Genomic DNA, 16,680 nt, shown 5'->3' with positions numbered 1-16,680 from the left:
CCGATATGCAAATCCGTTATGCATGACGGCGGATGGCCTGCACCGGCCCCGGTCGATGGGCTACATATGATGCGGAGCTGACGGCTGCGGCCGGCGGCGCAAGAGATTGCAAGGGATTGAAGGTACAGCGCTCGATGACGTTCCACTCGATCTACGCCCACGGATTTGCGCGCGTGGCGGCCTGCGTCACCACCTCCCACGTGGCCGATCCCTCGGCCAATGCGAAGGCCATTCTGGCCGCGGCCAATGCCTGCCACGAACAGTCGGTGGCGGCTGCCGTGTTTCCCGAGCTGTGCCTGTCCGGCTATGCGATCGAGGATTTGGTCAAGCAGGACCCGCTGCTCGATGCGGTCGAGCGCGGGCTTGTGACGATCGTCAAGGCCTCCTCAACGCTGATGACCGTCCTGATCGTCGGCGCGCCGCTGCGCTTTGGCAATCGCATCTACAATTGCGCCGTCGTCATTCATCGCGGCAACATCCTCGGCGTCGTGCCCAAGAGCTACCTGCCGACCTATCGCGAATTCTACGAGGGACGGCATTTCGCCTCCGGCGCCGGCATCGCCGGCGAGACGATCTCCTTTGGCGGGCTGCATGCGCCGTTCGGTGTCGACCTTCTGTTCTCGGCCGAGGACGTCCCGGGCCTGACCATCGGCGTTGAGATCTGCGAGGACATGTGGATCCCGGTGACGCCGGCTTCCGAGCTCGCGCTCGCGGGCGCCAGCGTGCTGATCAATCTCTCGGGCAGCCCGATCACGATCGGCCGGGCGCGCTCGCGCGCGCTGCTGTGCCAATCGACATCGGCGCGCTGCCTCGCGGCCTATGTCTATGCTGCCGCCGGAGCAGGGGAATCGACCACCGATCTCGCCTGGGATGGCCAGACCTCGATCTACGAGAACGGCGTGCTGCTGGCCGAGGGCGAGCGGTTCCGCCAGGGCGGCCAGATCACGTATGCCGACGTCGATCTCGACCTGCTCAGGCAGGAGCGTGCGCTGATGGGCACGTTCGACGACAACCGCCGCCAGCGCGAGGCGTTTTTCCGCAAGGTGACATTCGCGCTGAAGCCGCCGGCCGCCGACATCGGCTTCCTGCGCAAGGTCGAGCGCTTTCCCTTCGTGCCGAGCGACGAGAGCCTGCTCGAGCAGGATTGCTATGAGGCCTACAACATCCAGGTCGCCGGCCTCGTGCAGCGCATGCGCGCGACCGGCACCAAGCGTGTCGTGATCGGCGTCTCGGGCGGGCTCGATTCCACCCATGCATTGATCGTCGCCGCCAAGGCGGTCGATCTGCTCGGCCTGCCGCGCCAAAACATCCTCGCCTTCACCATGCCGGGCTTTGCCACCGGCAGCGAGAGCAAGACCAACGCGCTGGCGTTGATGCAGGCGCTGCAGACGACCTGGCAGGAGCTCGACATCCGCACCACGGCGACGCAGATGCTGAAGGATATCGGCCATCCCTTTGGCAAGGGCGAGAAGGTTTACGACGTCACCTTCGAGAACGTTCAGGCTGGCCTGCGCACCGACTATCTGTTCCGGCTCGCCAACCATCACGGCGGCATCGTCATCGGCACCGGCGATCTCTCCGAGCTCGCGCTCGGCTGGTGCACCTATGGCGTCGGCGACCAGATGGCGCACTACAACGTCAATGCCGGCGTGCCGAAGACGCTGATCCAGCACCTGATCCGCTGGGTGATCTCCTCGAAGCAGTTCAGCGACAACGTCAACCGGACGCTAGGCGCGATCCTGGCTGCCGAAATCTCCCCGGAACTCGTGCCGGTACAGCCCGGCGAGAAGCCGCAGAGCACGGAGGCGTCCGTCGGCCCCTACGAGCTGCAGGATTTCAACCTGTTCTACACGCTGCGCTTCGGCATGCGTCCCTCCAAGATCGCCTTCCTGGCGCAGCACGCCTGGAAGGATGTCGCCAAGGGCGAGTGGCCGCCGGCATTCCCAAGCGATCGGCGCAAGGCCTACGATCTTCCTGAGATCCGGCGCTGGCTCGAGGTGTTCCTGCGCCGCTTCTTCGCTTTCAGCCAGTTCAAGCGCTCGGCCATGCCGAACGGACCGAAGGTCTCGGCCGGCGGCTCATTGTCACCGCGCGGCGACTGGCGCGCGCCGTCGGACGCGAGCGCGGCGGCATGGCTCGAGGATCTCGAAAGGAACGTGCCGAACTGATCGGTGTGGCGGATCGACATAGGGGAGACGATTGGATGTCGGCCGGAGATGGGGCAGAAGCGGGTGAGGAGGCCAGGGTCGTCAACGGCCTCTACATCTTCGACATCGAGATGCGCGACGGCAAGCGTGGCCAGGCCAGGGGCGTGGTCGTGCTCTGCGACGGACGCATCATGGGCGGCGACAGCTATTTCTATTACACCGGCAGCTACACGTACCGGAACGGCAAGTGGCGGGGCGACATGATCGTCAATCAGCATACCGAAGCCGTTGGCAAGACGCTCGCGTTCGGCGGCAGGGAGGTCACTTGCGGTTTCTCGGGCGGTTACTCGGCCGGCGGCGCCGAGGTCGAAGGCATGGCGCTGGTTGGGAAGACCACCGTGACATTCACGGCCCGCCTCACGCTCAAGGAGGCGATGTGAGGCTGGCGTGATCTGCCCGATGGGAATGTTCGCTGACGATCGAGCCGCAGACGCGCTAGAGCATGATCCGGAAAAGTGTGCAGCGGTTTTCCGAAATGATCATGCTCAAACAATATCCTTTAGGTGCCAGACCGGAAGACGACGCTGAAACGACAACGCGCCGCCCGGCCGAACAGCCGGACGGCGCGAAATCGTGTTCAATCTGAAAAGTTTCGAGGTCCGGAGTGCCTAGGAGTCCGGACCTCGTCACCTTGCCCCAGCCTTCAATCTCCCGCCCCATGTGGTCTCCCAACCCCATGTTGCGCGAGGTGATGCCCGTGGAAGTGGCCGCCGATCGATGTCCGGCGATGTACGCGAACTATGGTTGGGACTCCATTCCGGATCACTACGGACATGAATACGCTTGCCGTGTGTTCGTTCGGCATCGGTGCTGCGATCTTGTTTCCTGAATCCGCAGCGGGCGGCGGCAGGATGTCCACATCTCCTCACGTTGAAGAACCTGCGTTTCACCGGCCTGTCATTGAACTGGTCTAGCGCTGCTCCCGTCATCGCTGACGGCCAAGGAGCAAGCCATGTCGAAGCCGGTGCTGGGCGCCGCATTGTCCATCAAATCGATCCCTGCGCATCGCGACTGGCTTCTGGAACGGCAGCGCGATCTCGAGGTCCAGGATTTTTTCCGCGCCGATCTGCTCGATAGTGACTGGCGCACGACCGCCGGCGAGATCAAGCAGATCCTTGCGGGCCACACCGGGCGGCTTGGCATTCACGGCCCGTTCTGGGGCTTCAAGATCGACAGCCACGATCCCATGATCCGTCAGGCCGTGACCAAGCGCCTGCTTCAGGGTCTCGATGCCGCCGAGTTTCTCGGCGCGACCCAGATGGTGATCCATTCGCCGTTCACGACCTGGGACCACAACAATCTCGATCTCTATCCCGACAACCGCAGTAATCTTGTCGAGCGCGTCAAGGCGACGCTGGCCGAAGTGATCGCGCGTGCCGAGACCATCGGCTGCGAGATCGTGATCGAGAACATCGAGGACAAGGATCCACGCGACCGCGTCCGTCTCGCCAAGGCGCTCGAAAGCAGCAAGGTCCGGGTCTCGCTCGATACCGGACACGCCAATTATGCCCACATCTCCACCGGCGCGCCGCCGGTTGATTACTACGTCGAGACCGCCGGCGACATGCTGACGCATGTGCATCTCCAGGACACCGACGGCTTTGCCGACCGGCACTGGGCGCCGGGCGAAGGCAACATCCCGTGGGTCGCCGTGTTCCGCGCACTGGGACGGCTGACGTCCAACCCGCGGCTGATCCTCGAACTCCGCAACCGCGACGACGTCCGCGCTGGCGCAGCCCATCTCGCCGCGCTCGGGCTTGCCGAATAACCGACATCACAAAGGGCAGGGGTCACCATCATGAGCAAGCTCACCCGTCGCACCATCCTGAAATCCGGCGGCGCTGCCGCAAGCGCAATCCTTTTGCCGCGGTTTGCGATCGCGCAAGGCGACAACCGTCCGTCGGTGACGATCGCCGTGCAGAAGGTCACGAATGCGAACGTGCTCGACGTGCTACGTGAGCAGTCCAATGTCGGCGAGCGCGTGTTCTTCTCCTCGATCTGGGAAGGTCTGATCTCCAAGAACTGGCGCGGCAATCTCGAGGCCGTGCCGGGACTTGCCACCGAGTGGCGCCGCATCGACGACCAGACCGTCGAGGTGAAGCTGCGCCAGGGCGTCAAGTTCCACAATGGCGACGAGCTCACTGCCGAAGACGTCCTCTTCTCCTTCAGCCGCGAGCGCATGTTCGGCGAGACCGAGGCCAAGAGCCGCACCACCATCCAGGCCTTCGAGAAGATCCCGACGCCGCGTCCGGGAAAAGAACTGCCGCCTGATGTGCCCGCCGTTGCCCGCCGCATCTGGCCGGACCTCGTGCGCGTCGATGCCGTGGACAAGTATGCGGTGCGCTTCTACAACGCGACACCCGACGTCACGATCGAAGGCCGGCTGTCGCGTTACGGCTCCGACATCATGAACCGTCGGGCCTGGGAAGAATCCGCGAGCTATCTCGACTGGGCGCGCAAACCCATCACGACCGGTCCCTACAAGGTCGTCGAGCTCAAGCCCGACGTCTCGCTAACGCTCGAAGCCCATGACGAATATTGGGGCGGCCGTCCGCCGCTCAAGCGCATCCGCTTCCTAGAAGTGCCTGAAGTCGCGAGCCGCATCAACGGGCTGCTCTCGGGCGAATATCAGTTCGCCTGCGACATCCCGCCGGACCAGATCGCCGGCATCGAGAAGAATTCGGCGTTCGAAGTGCAGGGCGGCACCATCCTCAACCACCGCCTCACCGTGTTCGACAAGAACCACGCCCAGCTCGCCAATCCGCTCGTCAGGCGCGCCTTCACCCATGCGATCGACCGCCAGGCGATCGTCGACAGCCTGTGGGCCGGCCGCACCCGCGTGCCGAAGGGCCTGCAATGGGAATTCTACGGCGACATGTTCAACGCCGACTGGAGCGTGCCGGCCTATGATCCCAAGCTCGCGCAGGATCTGTTGAAGCAGGCCAATTACAAGGGCGATCCGATCCCCTACCGTCTGCTCAACAATTACTACACCAACCAGGTCGCGACCGCGCAGGTGCTGGTCGAGATGTGGAGGTCGGTCGGCCTCAACGTGCAGATCGAGACCAAGGAGAACTGGTCGCAGATCATGGAGCGCGCGCCGACCCGCGCCGTGCGCGACTGGTCGAACTCGGCCGCCTTCAACGATCCAGTGTCGTCGCTGGTCGCCCAGCACGGGCCGAACGGCCAGCAGCAGCAGATCGGCGAATGGACCAACATCGAGCTGAACAAGCTCTCGGAGTTCCTGGAGACCTCGACCGATCGCGCGGCCCGCAAGAAGGCGTTCCGCCGCATGCTGGAGATCGCCGAGCGCGAGGACCCTGCCTACACGGTGCTGCACCAAAACGCGACCTTCACGGCCAAGCCGAAATCGATCAAGTGGAAGGCAGCGCCCGCCTTCGCGATGGATTTCCGCGCCGGCAATTTCGAGGCTTGAGGTGGCGCCGCTGGTCAGCATCCGGGACCTGCGGGTCGCCTTCAACGGCGTGCCGGTCCTGCGTGGCGTCGACGTCAGCTTGCAGAAGGGCGAGGCGCTCGGCCTCGTCGGCGAGTCCGGATCGGGCAAGTCGGTGACGTGGCTTGCAGCGCTGGGCCTGCTGCCGCGCCACGCGCAGGTCACGGGCTCGGTGCTGCTCGACGGCCGTGAGATCCTTGGCGCGCCCGCCGCCGAGCTCGACCATGTCAGAGGCGGGCGGGTCGCCATGATCTTCCAGGATCCTGCGAGCGCGCTCAATCCGGTGCTGACCATCCGCAGGCAGCTCTGCGAAGCGCTGGCGCTGCATCGCGATCTCTCGGGCGAGGCGGTGAAAGCGGAGGCCCGGCGGCTGCTCGATCTTGTCGGCATTCCCGATGCGGCGCGACGGCTGTCGGCCTATCCGCACGAATTCTCCGGCGGCCAAGTCCAGCGCATCATGATCGCGATGGCGCTCGCCGGAAATCCCGACCTGCTGATCGCGGACGAGCCGACGACCGCGCTCGATGCCACCATCCAGGCCCAGATTCTGGAGCTGCTCTCCACGGTCCGCCGCGAGATCGGCATGGCGATGGTCCTGATCAGTCACGATCTCGGCGTCGTCGCCGAGAACTGCGACCGCGTCGCGGTGATGTATGCCGGCCGCATCGTCGAGGAGGCACCCAGCAATCAGCTCTTCGCCGATCCCGTGCACCCCTATGCGCAGGGGCTGATCGGCGCGCTGCCGCCGCTCGATGGGCCGCGGCGGCGTCTGACGGCCATTCCCGGCACCGTGCCCGATCCCGCGCGGATGCCTGACGGTTGCGCCTTTGCGCCACGCTGCACGCTGGCGGCCGAGCCCTGCGGGCTTGCTTCGCCGAGCCTGGCGCCGATCGCGGATGATCGCGCTGTCGCCTGCATCCGCGCCGAGGCCTCGCGCCGCGCGTTGCTCGGGATCGCGGCCGAATGAGCGCGCCGCTCGTCGAGGTGTCCGCGATCGCGCGCAGCTACGCGATGCGCTCCGGGATGTTCGGCCGAGCTACGGCCGTGCATGCGGTCGATGGCGTGTCGCTGACGATTGCCAAGGGCGAGACGTTGGGCCTCGTCGGCGAGTCCGGCTCGGGAAAATCGACAACAGGTCGCATCGTGCTCGGGCTGGAGCCGCCCGACAGCGGCGAGGTGCGGTTCGACGGCAAGCCGATGGCCGCGCCGGCAACGGCCGCATGGCGCGCGCAGCGGGCACGCATGCAGATGATCTTCCAGGATCCGCTGGGCGCGTTGGACCGGCGGCTGCCGGTCGCTGCGCAGATCCGCGAGCCCCTGGACATCCACGATCTCGGCACGCCTGCCGAGCGCGAAGATCGCGTCCGCGAACTGCTGCGCGCGGTCGAGCTGACGCCGGCGCATGGTGCGCGCTATCCCGGCGCGCTCTCGGGCGGACAGCGCCAGCGGATCGTGCTGGCGCGGGCGCTGGCGACGAAACCTGATTTCCTGGTCTGCGACGAGCCGGTCAGCGCGCTCGACGTCTCGATCCAGGCGCAGGTGGTGAACCTGCTCGCCGATCTCCAGGCGCAGCTGTCGCTGACGTTGCTGTTCATCAGCCACGATCTGCGTGTCGTCAGGCAGATCAGCACGATCGTCGCCGTGATGTATCTCGGCCGCATCGTCGAGATCGGCAGCGCCGATGATCTGTTTGCGCGGCCCGAGCATCCGTATACGCAGGCCCTGGTCTCGGCTTCGCCGGCGCCCGGCCGCCGCAGCGCCGGCCGCATCGTGCTGGCGGGCGATCCGCCGAACCCTGCCGCGCGTCCGCAAGGCTGCGCCTTCCACCCGCGCTGCCCGCGCGCGATCGGGCGCTGTGCGAGCGAGGTGCCGGTGCTCTCGGCTGTGGGCAGCAACAGGCAGGTCGCCTGTCATCAGGTCACGGGCGCCGAAACGCGGGACGCGGCGTGATGGGCCGCTATTTCGCCATTCGCATCGGACGCGCGGCGCTCACCATTGTGCTCGTCGTCACCTTCGCCTTCGTCGTGCTGCGGCTATCGGGCGATCCCGCGCTGATGATCTTGGGACCGGAGGCGCCACCTGAGGTGCTCGCGGCGTTCCGCAAGGCCTGGGGCCTCGATGATCCCATCTGGTTTCAGTATCTCGATTATTTCGGCGCCATCGCCAAGGGCGAGCTCGGCCGCTCCATGCGCGACGGAAGGCCCGCAATCGAGCTCGTGCTGGAGCGGATTCCGGCGACGCTGGCGCTGACGCTGCCGGCCTTTGCCTTCAAGGTGGCGCTCGGCATTCCCGCCGGCATCTACGCCGCGCTGCATCGGGGCTCGGGAATCGACCGCGCCGTGATGATGACGGCGGTCGCGGGCTTCACCGTCCCGAGTTTCGTGCTTGCGCTGGTGCTGGTTCTGGTCTTCGCCGTACAGCTCGGCTGGCTGCCCTCGGGCGGGCAGGAGGGCTGGCGGCACGCGATCCTGCCCATTGCGACGCTCGGCCTCGGCGGCGCCGCGGTGCTCGCGCGCTTCACCCGCAGCGCAATGCTGGAGGTGCTGGGCCAGCCCTATATCCGCACCGCCTCGGCCAAGGGCGTGCCATGGCGCAAGGTGGTGACGTCGCATGCGCTGCCGAACGCGGCTATCCCCACCGTGACCATTCTGGGCTTCATGGTGGGCACGCTGATCGCCGGCGCAGTCGTGGTGGAGAGTGTGTTTGCCTGGCCGGGAGTCGGGCGCCTGCTCGTCGTCGCCGTCGCCAACCGCGACCTCGCCGTCGTGCAATGCATCCTGCTGCTGGTGGCGATGACGATGGTCACGTCCAACCTGATCGTCGATTTCCTCTACGGCTTCCTCGACCCGCGCCTGCGCGCCAAAGGGGCGCACGCATGACCGACGCGACGCTGAAGGATACTGAAGCGTTTTCAAGCGAAGTGGATACCGGTTCGCGTGAAGAAAACGCGTCAAAACCAGAATCTAGAGCCCCGTTCCGATTTCATCGGAACGGAAAGGGCTCTAGCGTCCGCCGCCGCATCGGCCTGCCGGTGATCCCAGTCTCGGTCGCGCTCGCGATCATCTGGATCATCGCCATGCTGGTGATCGCCGCCTTCGCCGAGAAGATCGCACCCTACGGCTTCACCCAGCTTGATCTGCGCAATCGCCTGGCCGCGCCCGGCAATGCCGCGCATTGGCTCGGCACCGACGAGCTCGGCCGCGACGTGCTATCGCGGCTCCTCGTCTCGATCCGCATTTCGCTGCTGATCGCGTTCGGCGCCACCGCGATCTCGGCCGTGGTCGGCACCACGCTCGGCTTCCTGGCCGCGCATTTCCGCGGGGCCGTCGAACAGCTCGTGCTGATGCTGACCGACTTCCAGGCCAGCATGCCCTTCCTGATCATGGCGCTTGCAGTGCTCGCCTTCTTCGGCAACTCGCTGCCGCTCTTGATCGGCCTGATGGGCTTGTTCGGCTGGGAGCGCTACGCCCGCATCGCGCGGGGATTGGCCATCTCGGCCAATGCACAGGGCTATGCCGCCGCGGTCGGCCAGTTGGGTGCGACGCCGTCGCGGATCTATCTCCGGCACATCCTGCCCAACATCGCCTCGACCCTGATCGTCTCGACCACGCTGGTCTTTCCCGAGGTGATCCTGATGGAATCCGGCCTGTCCTTCCTTGGACTCGGCGTGCAGCCGCCGATGACCAGCCTCGGCAACATGGTCGGCTATGGCCGGGAGTACCTGACCCGGGCGCCCTGGATCATGCTGGCGCCGGCCACCACGATCGTGGTCACGACGCTGGCGGTCTCCATGATCGGCGACTGGCTGCGCGACCGGCTTGATCCGACGCTGCAATAGGCAACGGGCCCGGCGGTTACAGGCCCGTGCGACGTCCTCCGGCGTCGTCCCTGACAAGCGTAAGCGCAGATCCGGGACCCATAACCACCGGCGGACGTGATTACGGAGACTCGGAGTTGTCAGCTTCGCGCCACAACCACCCCCTGTGGCTATGGGTCCCGGATCGGCGCGCGCTTTAAGGCGCGCTTGGCCGGGACGACGGTTGGGGGCGCGGCAGTAGCCCGCGCCGGGAGCAGGGGAGGGCTGTCCGGACCAAGTTCCCGTTGCACCTCGCCAGCCCGTGCGCTATCCGGCCGGAAAGGCCTGAGGCGGCTTCCATTTTTCCGCCCGGCCCAAGCCAACCCGAGGACGGAAACCGCCATGCCAGCCTATCGCTCCCGCACCACCACCCACGGCCGCAACATGGCGGGTGCCCGCGGCCTCTGGCGCGCGACCGGCATGAAGGACGCCGATTTCGGCAAGCCGATCATCGCGGTCGTCAACTCCTTCACCCAGTTCGTGCCCGGCCACGTCCACCTCAAGGATCTCGGCCAGCTCGTGGCCCGCGAGATCGAGCAGGCCGGCGGCGTCGCCAAGGAGTTCAACACCATCGCGGTCGATGACGGCATCGCCATGGGGCATGACGGCATGCTCTACAGCCTGCCGTCGCGCGAATTGATCGCCGACAGCGTCGAGTACATGGCCAACGCGCACTGCGCCGACGGCCTCGTCTGCATCTCCAACTGCGACAAGATCACGCCCGGCATGCTGATGGCGGCGTTGCGGCTCAACATCCCCGCCGTGTTCGTCTCGGGCGGACCGATGGAGGCCGGCAAGGTCAAGCTCGAGGGCAAGACCAAGGCCGTCGACCTCATCGACGCCATGGTGGCGGCGGCCGACTCCAAGGTCAGCGACGACGACGTCAAGGTGATCGAGCGCTCGGCGTGCCCGACCTGCGGCTCCTGCTCGGGCATGTTCACCGCCAACTCCATGAACTGCCTCACCGAGGCGCTTGGCCTGGCGCTGCCCGGCAACGGCTCGGTGGTGGCGACCCATGCCGACCGCAAGCGCCTGTTCGTCGAGTCCGGCCACACCATCGTCGATCTCGTTCGCCGCTACTACGAGCAGGACGACGCCAGCGTGCTGCCGCGCAACATCGCGAACTTCAAGGCGTTCGCGAACGCCATGACGCTCGACATCGCCATGGGCGGCTCGACCAATACGGTGCTGCATCTGCTCGCCGCCGCCCATGAAGGGCAGGTGGAGTTCACCATGCGCGACATCGACCGGCTCTCGCGCCGTGTGCCCGTGCTCTGCAAGGTCGCACCATCCGTCGCCGACGTGCATGTCGAGGACGTGCACCGCGCCGGCGGCATCATGGGCATTTTGGGCGAGCTCGACCGCGCCGGCCTGATCGACACCTCGGTCTCGACCGTGCATGCGCCGACCATGGGCGATGCGCTGGAGCGCTGGGACATCAAGCGCTCCAAGAGCGAGACGGTGCGCACCTTCTATCGCGCCTCGCCCGGCGGCATCCCGACCCAGGTCGCCTTCAGCCAGGAGCGCCGCTATGACGAGCTCGATGCCGATCGCGAGAAGGGCGTCGTGCGCGATCTCGAACATGCCTTCAGCAAGGACGGCGGTCTCGCCGTGCTCTACGGCAACCTCGCGCAGGACGGCTGCATCGTGAAGACCGCGGGCGTCGATGCTTCGATCCTGAAATTCTCCGGCCCCGCGCACGTGTTCGAAAGCCAGGATGCTGCGGTCGAAGGCATTCTGAGCGGCAAGGTCGTTGCCGGCGAGATCGTGGTCATCATCTACGAAGGTCCGCGCGGCGGCCCCGGCATGCAGGAGATGCTGTATCCGACCAGCTACCTGAAATCGATGGGCCTCGGCAAAGCCTGCGCGCTCGTCACCGACGGCCGTTTCTCTGGCGGCTCGTCCGGCCTGTCGATCGGCCATCTGTCGCCGGAAGCGGCCGAAGGCGGCAACATCGGTCTGGTGCGCACCGGCGACCGCATCGCCATCGATATCCCGAACCGCAGCATCAGCCTCGAGGTCTCCGACGAGGAGCTGGCCAAGCGCCGCGCCGCGGAGGAGGCGAAGGGCGATGCCGCCTGGCAGCCGCAGAACCGCAAGCGCAACGTCTCGACCGCGCTGCAGGCCTACGCCGCGCTCACCACCAGCGCGGCGCGCGGCGCGGTGCGCGAGGTGAAGCGTCGCCCGAGATAGGCGCCTGATCGGCGCGCCGCTGGCTAAATCGATCCCTCCGGGACGACTCGCGGTCTCCGCGCGAGCGCGCCGTTGCATGACAGAACCGTGGAGCCCGGGCCGAGGTCCGTAAAGAAACGGCCCCCGCGTCCTGGGGTGTGGGCTATTGGGGGTGGACGCGGGAGCCGTTTGCGAGGTGGTTGCCCGACGTGCGGGCTTGCCCGCCAGGCGCAACCAATTTAGTGGATTTCACCGCGCTTTGCTATTTAATTTTATTTATTTCTGTTTTTTTGTGATTTAATCGGGAGGTGGATCCTAGGAAAAATACCTGGAATCCATTTTTCCGAATCCGGTCAGGGGCAAATCGCCTTATCCCGATCTGTCCGCAACTGTTCGGATTGCCAGTAGCGGAGTAAGCCATGAGTCCTTCTCCATCGCTCGTGCCGCACATTACGACCGACCGGGACGTTTATCTCGTGCTCGATGACTTCGGCCGGCGACTGGGCCGCGCCTGGTGTGAGACGGCCGAGGAGGACGCCAATCGCGCGACCCTGATCAGACATCTCGTCGAAGGGCAATATCTCCATCCCGCACGCATCGTGGCCTTCAATACCGCGGAGGGATGGTCGCGGGATGCCACCGCGGAAATCGCCGACGAGCTGCGCCGCCGCTTTGTCGAATTCGAGGAGACCGATCCCTCCCTGCTGGAGTTTTTGGAAAGAGCAGTGAGGCGCTAAGGCTCGACCCGTCGGAGGCGGATGAACGCTTTCGGAACGGCGCTCGAACGGAGCACCCGCGGCGGTGTCCTATCGCCGGCGCAGCGATCACGCCCTCGATGTCATGCGGAGTTCGGAGCCAATGGGCATCGCGCGTTAATGCGCGTGGTCAATGAGTTCTTACTGCTCGGCCGTGATCGGCCGTTCGCATTAAGGATGCCCCGACGAAGTTCGGCACCCCAGGATTTTGCCGCATATACTGCGTTCGACCTTTGCAAAATCTATTTCTGGAAGCTGGGGCACCACACGCAATGTCTCGTACTCTCGCCGTTGTTTTCTCCACCGCTGTCGCCGCGATTGCCATGACGGGCGCAGCCTCCGCCGGCTGCTACAATTGCTACGCGCCGCCGCCGTGCACGACCTGCTATCAGCAGCAATACGTCGCGCCGCAATACCGCACCGTCGACGAGACCGTGATGGTGTCTCCCGGCTCCGTGGTCGCGCATCGCACGCCGGCGCAGTACCGCACCGTGATGGTGCCGCAGACCGTGATGGTGGCCCCGCCCAGTGTCCAATACGAGCGCATCCCCCCGCAATACGCCACACGCCAGCGTGTCGAGATGGTCTCGCCGGGCTATTCCTATTACGCCCCGGTGCAGATGGGCTGCGCCTCCTGCGGGTATTGACGTCCGACGCAGTTACGAAGATCTGGCGCGGCGCCTTACGGGGCGCCGCTTTCTTTTCCGCACCAGCAAACGAGGCCCGGACATGGAGACGAATCCAACCGGGCCTCGCAACCAGCGACGCCCTGGGAGATGTCGCCAGTATCCGGGATTGCTGACGGTGCGGCGGCGGTGGGCTGCCGAGCGTATTGGTCAAGCTAGAGGAACAGGCTGACGCTCGCCTGACAGATCGGGACAGCAGAAGAGTGTGGGGCACGCCACCAACTTCGCGTTGCCTTGCGCGGTCGACTGCGTTAAGCGACACCCATTCCAACGCTTGGAAGGGTGGCCGAGTGGTTTAAGGCACCGGTCTTGAAAACCGGCGTGCCCGCAAGGGTACCGTGGGTTCGAATCCCACCCCTTCCGCCAGTATATTGTTCGCCACTGTTCGCGAACGTTCGGAATTCACAGTAAAATCAAAGGATTGCTTCGAAAAGCTGTGCACGCTTGTTCGCAAGTGTTCTCGGTAATTCGAGCAAGAACCGTAGATTTTGCCCGTGGGTTCGGCGGACGGTTTCGCTCGGAGGGGAGCACATGACAGGCAAACCGAAGGCACTCGACGTCGAACGTCAGACTGAACCGGGCAAATACTCCGACGGCAGTGGTCTCTATCTGATCGTTGCTGGCCCGACCTCGAAGAACTGGGCTTATCGATACTGGAAGGACGGCAAAGAGCGCTGGCACGGCCTGGGCTCGTTCAAGGACGTGTCACTGAAGGACGCACGGCTTGCGCGCGACGCGGCCGGCTCCGCGTGAAAGGCGATCGCAGCAATCCCGGCGTCGATATCGTTCAGGAGCGCCGACAATCCGTCGTTCGACCACGGCCGAGCCGAACGCCGCGTGACAGCCCGGCAGCGCGCCAGCCGTAGCCGCAATCCGCTGCGGCATCCTTGCAATAGCGTTTCCTTAGCCGTGACAGTCGCGGGGAAACCCCAGAAAGGCGAACCGCTCCGGGTCGATCCCTTTCTCGACGAGGGCGCCATACTCTGGAAAGGCGTAGAGGCCGCACGCCCCCTCCTTGCGGAGTTGTTCGAGCTTGCCGTGCAGCACTGCGGGAAGGCCGCAGCAATGAGCAACGTCGTTGAGCTACAGCTGCCCGATCGCTTCGAGAACGAGGCTGACGTCCAAAACATCGTTCTGCTGATTGATATGCTCGTCGTGTTGTTGGCTCAGCCCGATGCGGAGACGGCACCATCGATGGGATGCACCGCGTCACGCAGATCATCTCGGATCATGCGCACGCGCTCCGGGACCGCCTACAGCAGGGCGGCTTGGCATGAACCGGCGGCGCCGAGCCCACAGAAAGCGCGAACGGCAGCGGCTGGCTGCCCACGCCCGCCGGTTGAAGCGATGAATACGAGGCCGCCGGATCTCCTTTCGGCGGCCTTCTCACTATTGCGGCAGCTTCCCGCGATCATTTTAATGGCGCGGTCATAGGGAGAAGTCGCAATGCAAAAATTGATTGCCGCTGCTGCATTAACCGCCGCACTCGCGCTAGCGGGCTGCGGAAGAGAGCCCGGGCCAAAGGGCGATCCCGGCCCTCAAGGGCCGGCCGGTCCCCAGGGTGCCCAAGGTATTCAGGGCGTCCCCGGTCCTCAGGGGCCAGCCGGCGCACAAGGGCCTCAGGGGCCGCAAGGGCCAAAAGGCGACAAGGGAGACAAGGGAGATCCGGCGTCCGTAAATATCCGCGCGGTACAAGCGGATGGCGCCGTCAATTGCGACACCAGCGAAACGCTCGTGTCCGTGTTCTGCCCGAGCGGAGGGGCAGCGGACGGTATGAAGTGCGGGGCCTCGCCGACGATCGGTCTGTGCCTGAAGAAGTGACGATCGGTCTGTGCCTGAAGAAGTGAGGACCCAGAGCCCGCCGGTTCACGCTGGCGGGCCGAACGCGCGAAACCGGCGCTGTCCGGAAGAGTACTGACAATGTTCGGAAACGAACAGAACGAAGCTCGAGCTGTGAGTAACCTCGCGGTCGCTTGAACTTCCCCAAGGTCCAAGCACCCCAACGGCCCCGGCCTCCCACGCCCACCCCATGGCCGGGGCCATTTTTCGTCAGAGCTCGCGTGCCATCGCGGGATGGCTCCGGTTCTTCACCTTGATCCAGTGCTTCTGCCGACCGCCTCGGTACGGCCGATCGCGATGCGGGGTGGCCGTTTCAGTCAGGATTCCGGTCACGACACGACATCCAGCGGGACGCTGCAAACGGCGGCACCATCCTCGTCGATAACGAAGATTGCATACTTTTTGCCGATCAGTTGCGGTCTCGTTTCGCGCAGCGATCGAGCGAGCTTGATAGCTTCTGTCCGCGCCTCCGCCTCGCCCGGCAGGTCATGCACGCCGAAATCCGAGACCAACTGGGAATCGATGAGCTTGAAGGAAAAGAGAGGCATCGAATATTGCCTGGGTTCGTGCCAAGCGAAGCCCCCGCCAGCGTTAGGAAGGCGGGGACTCGCGGATGGATGGTTCGAGGCTAGGGAAAACCTAGGTGTCGCACCAAGGACCCGCAGTTATCAGAACGCCATCATGACGCCTCGTGTACCGCGCAAATGTTGGGCAGGTCGCGCAAATAAGAGGCCGTTGCGAGAGAGGAGGCGCACACTCTTGTCCTCCCGGATGACCAGCATCCGGTAGCGTCGTGTTTCACCTCACGAATCCAGTCCGGCCCGATTTCGGATGTGGTATGCGCCCAATTCAGCCACAATGCGGCTTCGTTGCCGTGGTCAGCTGAGCTCGATATTGAGGGCACAATCGCCGACCGGCTGAAGTGACTGTTGACCCGTCGAGGGCGCCGCGACGCTCGAGATCGGTGGCAATTCCAATCGAGGCGGCTTGGTGTGCCTTAGCTGCGTTCCGCGGACGATTGATCATCCCAGAGCAGTTCACCGCACCGGCATTTGTACACCCGGATGAAGCGGGCTGTCTTCATGTCCCATAGCTTTTCCGCCAGACTGAGTGGTTCGCCGCATTTGGGGCAGCGGAATAGGGTGGGGCTCGGGGGCGTGGCTGGAAGCATAGGCACGTCTCTTCTTTCAGAAGACGCGAAAGCCCAGCGAGCGTTGCACCAACGTCGCGGTCGACCGGGCTGCTTGATCCGCATCAATCAATCGACCGCTCCAGCTTCTGAGCTGCCCGGAAGTCATCCAGATGCTGCAGGTTCGGGCCGTACGCGGCCTCCTTGGTGAGCAGATGGTAGATCCGGGCCGCCACCAATTGGAGATGCTTCATTCGTCCGCGGGGCATCGCCCGGGCCTTGCAAAGGGCTCGGACCGCGTGCGCTCGGAAATAGTCAAAAGCGTCGGACATCGGAGATTCAACGTCTCGTCCAGAGATTGGTTCTTACCCCTCGTTTCCAGGAACACCAGTCAATCAAGCTGTCTGTAGAGTCAGACCGCTCGACGGTCAGGACAAACGAGAGCGCATCCGGAACGCTATCGAGTTTGAAAAATTAGCCCGGCAGGAAACTTCACGGCGAGCACGCATGTTCTTCTTTTTCTCGAACCGGGTGGGGTGTCTCGGCTCGCTGCTGATCTCCGGCTTGGTCACCGTGGCGCTG

At 64.8% G+C, this 16,680-nt stretch carries 15 protein-coding genes and 1 tRNA gene; 14 read left to right on the top strand and 2 right to left on the bottom strand.

Annotation, left to right across the window (positions count from 1 at the left end):
- Window positions 1–134 precede the first annotated feature (134 nt).
- From LRP30_RS20305 to LRP30_RS20240, 14 genes are all read left to right on the top strand, one after another.
- Window positions 135–2,168, top strand: coding sequence for an NAD(+) synthase (locus LRP30_RS20305; RefSeq protein ID WP_249761796.1), 2,034 nt, complete (start codon window positions 135–137; stop codon window positions 2,166–2,168).
- A 35-nt stretch (window positions 2,169–2,203) separates the two neighbouring features.
- Entirely contained in the window at window positions 2,204–2,587 is a 384-nt protein-coding gene (locus tag LRP30_RS20300; protein WP_164939254.1) for a GrlR family regulatory protein, read from the top strand.
- A 572-nt stretch (window positions 2,588–3,159) separates the two neighbouring features.
- Window positions 3,160–3,975 (top strand): sugar phosphate isomerase/epimerase family protein, encoded by an 816-nt coding sequence (locus LRP30_RS20295; RefSeq protein ID WP_249761478.1) that lies wholly within the window; start codon window positions 3,160–3,162, stop codon window positions 3,973–3,975.
- Between the two features lie 30 nt (window positions 3,976–4,005).
- Window positions 4,006–5,643, top strand: a complete 1,638-nt coding sequence (locus LRP30_RS20290) for an ABC transporter substrate-binding protein (protein WP_249761477.1) — start codon at window positions 4,006–4,008, stop codon at window positions 5,641–5,643.
- Window position 5,644: 1 nt separating this feature from the next.
- Complete coding sequence (locus LRP30_RS20285) at window positions 5,645–6,628, top strand: ABC transporter ATP-binding protein (protein ID WP_128944170.1); 984 nt, start codon at window positions 5,645–5,647, stop codon at window positions 6,626–6,628.
- Entirely contained in the window at window positions 6,625–7,611 is a 987-nt protein-coding gene (locus LRP30_RS20280; RefSeq protein WP_249761476.1) for an ABC transporter ATP-binding protein, read from the top strand. The genes LRP30_RS20285 and LRP30_RS20280 overlap by 4 nt, the downstream gene beginning before the upstream one ends.
- The gene (locus LRP30_RS20275) at window positions 7,611–8,540 is read left to right on the top strand and encodes an ABC transporter permease (protein ID WP_249761475.1); all 930 of its coding nucleotides are present in this window, start codon (window positions 7,611–7,613) and stop codon (window positions 8,538–8,540) included. Before LRP30_RS20280 ends, LRP30_RS20275 begins: the two co-directional genes overlap by 1 nt.
- Window positions 8,537–9,499 (top strand): ABC transporter permease, encoded by a 963-nt coding sequence (locus LRP30_RS20270; RefSeq protein WP_249761474.1) that lies wholly within the window; start codon window positions 8,537–8,539, stop codon window positions 9,497–9,499. Before LRP30_RS20275 ends, LRP30_RS20270 begins: the two co-directional genes overlap by 4 nt.
- 360 nt (window positions 9,500–9,859) lie before the next feature.
- Window positions 9,860–11,710, top strand: coding sequence for a dihydroxy-acid dehydratase (gene ilvD, locus LRP30_RS20265; protein WP_249761473.1), 1,851 nt, complete (start codon window positions 9,860–9,862; stop codon window positions 11,708–11,710).
- A gap of 398 nt (window positions 11,711–12,108) precedes the next feature.
- The gene (locus LRP30_RS20260; RefSeq protein WP_249761472.1) at window positions 12,109–12,426 is read left to right on the top strand and encodes a hypothetical protein; all 318 of its coding nucleotides are present in this window, start codon (window positions 12,109–12,111) and stop codon (window positions 12,424–12,426) included.
- Window positions 12,427–12,767: 341 nt separating this feature from the next.
- Entirely contained in the window at window positions 12,768–13,091 is a 324-nt protein-coding gene (locus LRP30_RS20255; RefSeq protein WP_091895582.1) for a hypothetical protein, read from the top strand.
- 315 nt (window positions 13,092–13,406) lie between these two features.
- A tRNA-Ser gene (locus tag LRP30_RS20250) sits at window positions 13,407–13,496 on the top strand.
- Window positions 13,497–13,661: 165 nt separating this feature from the next.
- Entirely contained in the window at window positions 13,662–13,883 is a 222-nt protein-coding gene (locus tag LRP30_RS20245) for an Arm DNA-binding domain-containing protein (RefSeq protein WP_249761471.1), read from the top strand.
- 312 nt (window positions 13,884–14,195) lie between these two features.
- Window positions 14,196–14,564, top strand: coding sequence for a hypothetical protein (locus LRP30_RS20240; RefSeq protein ID WP_249761470.1), 369 nt, complete (start codon window positions 14,196–14,198; stop codon window positions 14,562–14,564).
- A gap of 734 nt (window positions 14,565–15,298) precedes the next feature.
- Here LRP30_RS20240 and LRP30_RS20230 read toward each other — a convergent pair.
- Window positions 15,299–15,517 carry a hypothetical protein gene (locus LRP30_RS20230; RefSeq protein ID WP_091894579.1) on the bottom strand — a complete coding sequence of 73 codons (219 nt, stop codon included), beginning with the start codon at window positions 15,515–15,517 and terminating at the stop codon, window positions 15,299–15,301.
- Between the two features lie 706 nt (window positions 15,518–16,223).
- Window positions 16,224–16,430, bottom strand: a complete 207-nt coding sequence (locus LRP30_RS20225; protein WP_091895531.1) for a hypothetical protein — start codon at window positions 16,428–16,430, stop codon at window positions 16,224–16,226.
- Window positions 16,431–16,680 lie beyond the last annotated feature (250 nt).

Source organism: Bradyrhizobium sp. C-145 (assembly GCF_023375135.1).
GTDB lineage: Bacteria > Pseudomonadota > Alphaproteobacteria > Rhizobiales > Xanthobacteraceae > Bradyrhizobium > Bradyrhizobium zhanjiangense.
This window is presented reverse-complemented; position numbering and strand designations above follow the sequence as displayed.

Bases quoted from the DNA above. Each gene is read 5' to 3' on its own strand.
- LRP30_RS20280 (WP_249761476.1), top strand. From the start codon at position 6,625: ATGAGCGCGCCGCTCGTCGAGGTGTCCGCGATCGCGCGCAGCTACGCG.
- LRP30_RS20225 (WP_091895531.1), bottom strand. From the start codon at position 16,430: ATGTCCGACGCTTTTGACTATTTCCGAGCGCACGCGGTCCGAGCCCTT.
- LRP30_RS20270 (WP_249761474.1), top strand. From the start codon at position 8,537: ATGACCGACGCGACGCTGAAGGATACTGAAGCGTTTTCAAGCGAAGTG.
- LRP30_RS20260 (WP_249761472.1), top strand. From the start codon at position 12,109: ATGAGTCCTTCTCCATCGCTCGTGCCGCACATTACGACCGACCGGGAC.
- LRP30_RS20300 (WP_164939254.1), top strand. From the start codon at position 2,204: ATGTCGGCCGGAGATGGGGCAGAAGCGGGTGAGGAGGCCAGGGTCGTC.
- LRP30_RS20240 (WP_249761470.1), top strand. From the start codon at position 14,196: ATGAGCAACGTCGTTGAGCTACAGCTGCCCGATCGCTTCGAGAACGAG.
- LRP30_RS20245 (WP_249761471.1), top strand. From the start codon at position 13,662: ATGACAGGCAAACCGAAGGCACTCGACGTCGAACGTCAGACTGAACCG.
- LRP30_RS20275 (WP_249761475.1), top strand. From the start codon at position 7,611: ATGGGCCGCTATTTCGCCATTCGCATCGGACGCGCGGCGCTCACCATT.
- LRP30_RS20305 (WP_249761796.1), top strand. From the start codon at position 135: ATGACGTTCCACTCGATCTACGCCCACGGATTTGCGCGCGTGGCGGCC.
- LRP30_RS20230 (WP_091894579.1), bottom strand. From the start codon at position 15,517: ATGCCTCTCTTTTCCTTCAAGCTCATCGATTCCCAGTTGGTCTCGGAT.
- LRP30_RS20295 (WP_249761478.1), top strand. From the start codon at position 3,160: ATGTCGAAGCCGGTGCTGGGCGCCGCATTGTCCATCAAATCGATCCCT.
- LRP30_RS20290 (WP_249761477.1), top strand. From the start codon at position 4,006: ATGAGCAAGCTCACCCGTCGCACCATCCTGAAATCCGGCGGCGCTGCC.
- LRP30_RS20255 (WP_091895582.1), top strand. From the start codon at position 12,768: ATGACGGGCGCAGCCTCCGCCGGCTGCTACAATTGCTACGCGCCGCCG.
- ilvD (WP_249761473.1), top strand. From the start codon at position 9,860: ATGCCAGCCTATCGCTCCCGCACCACCACCCACGGCCGCAACATGGCG.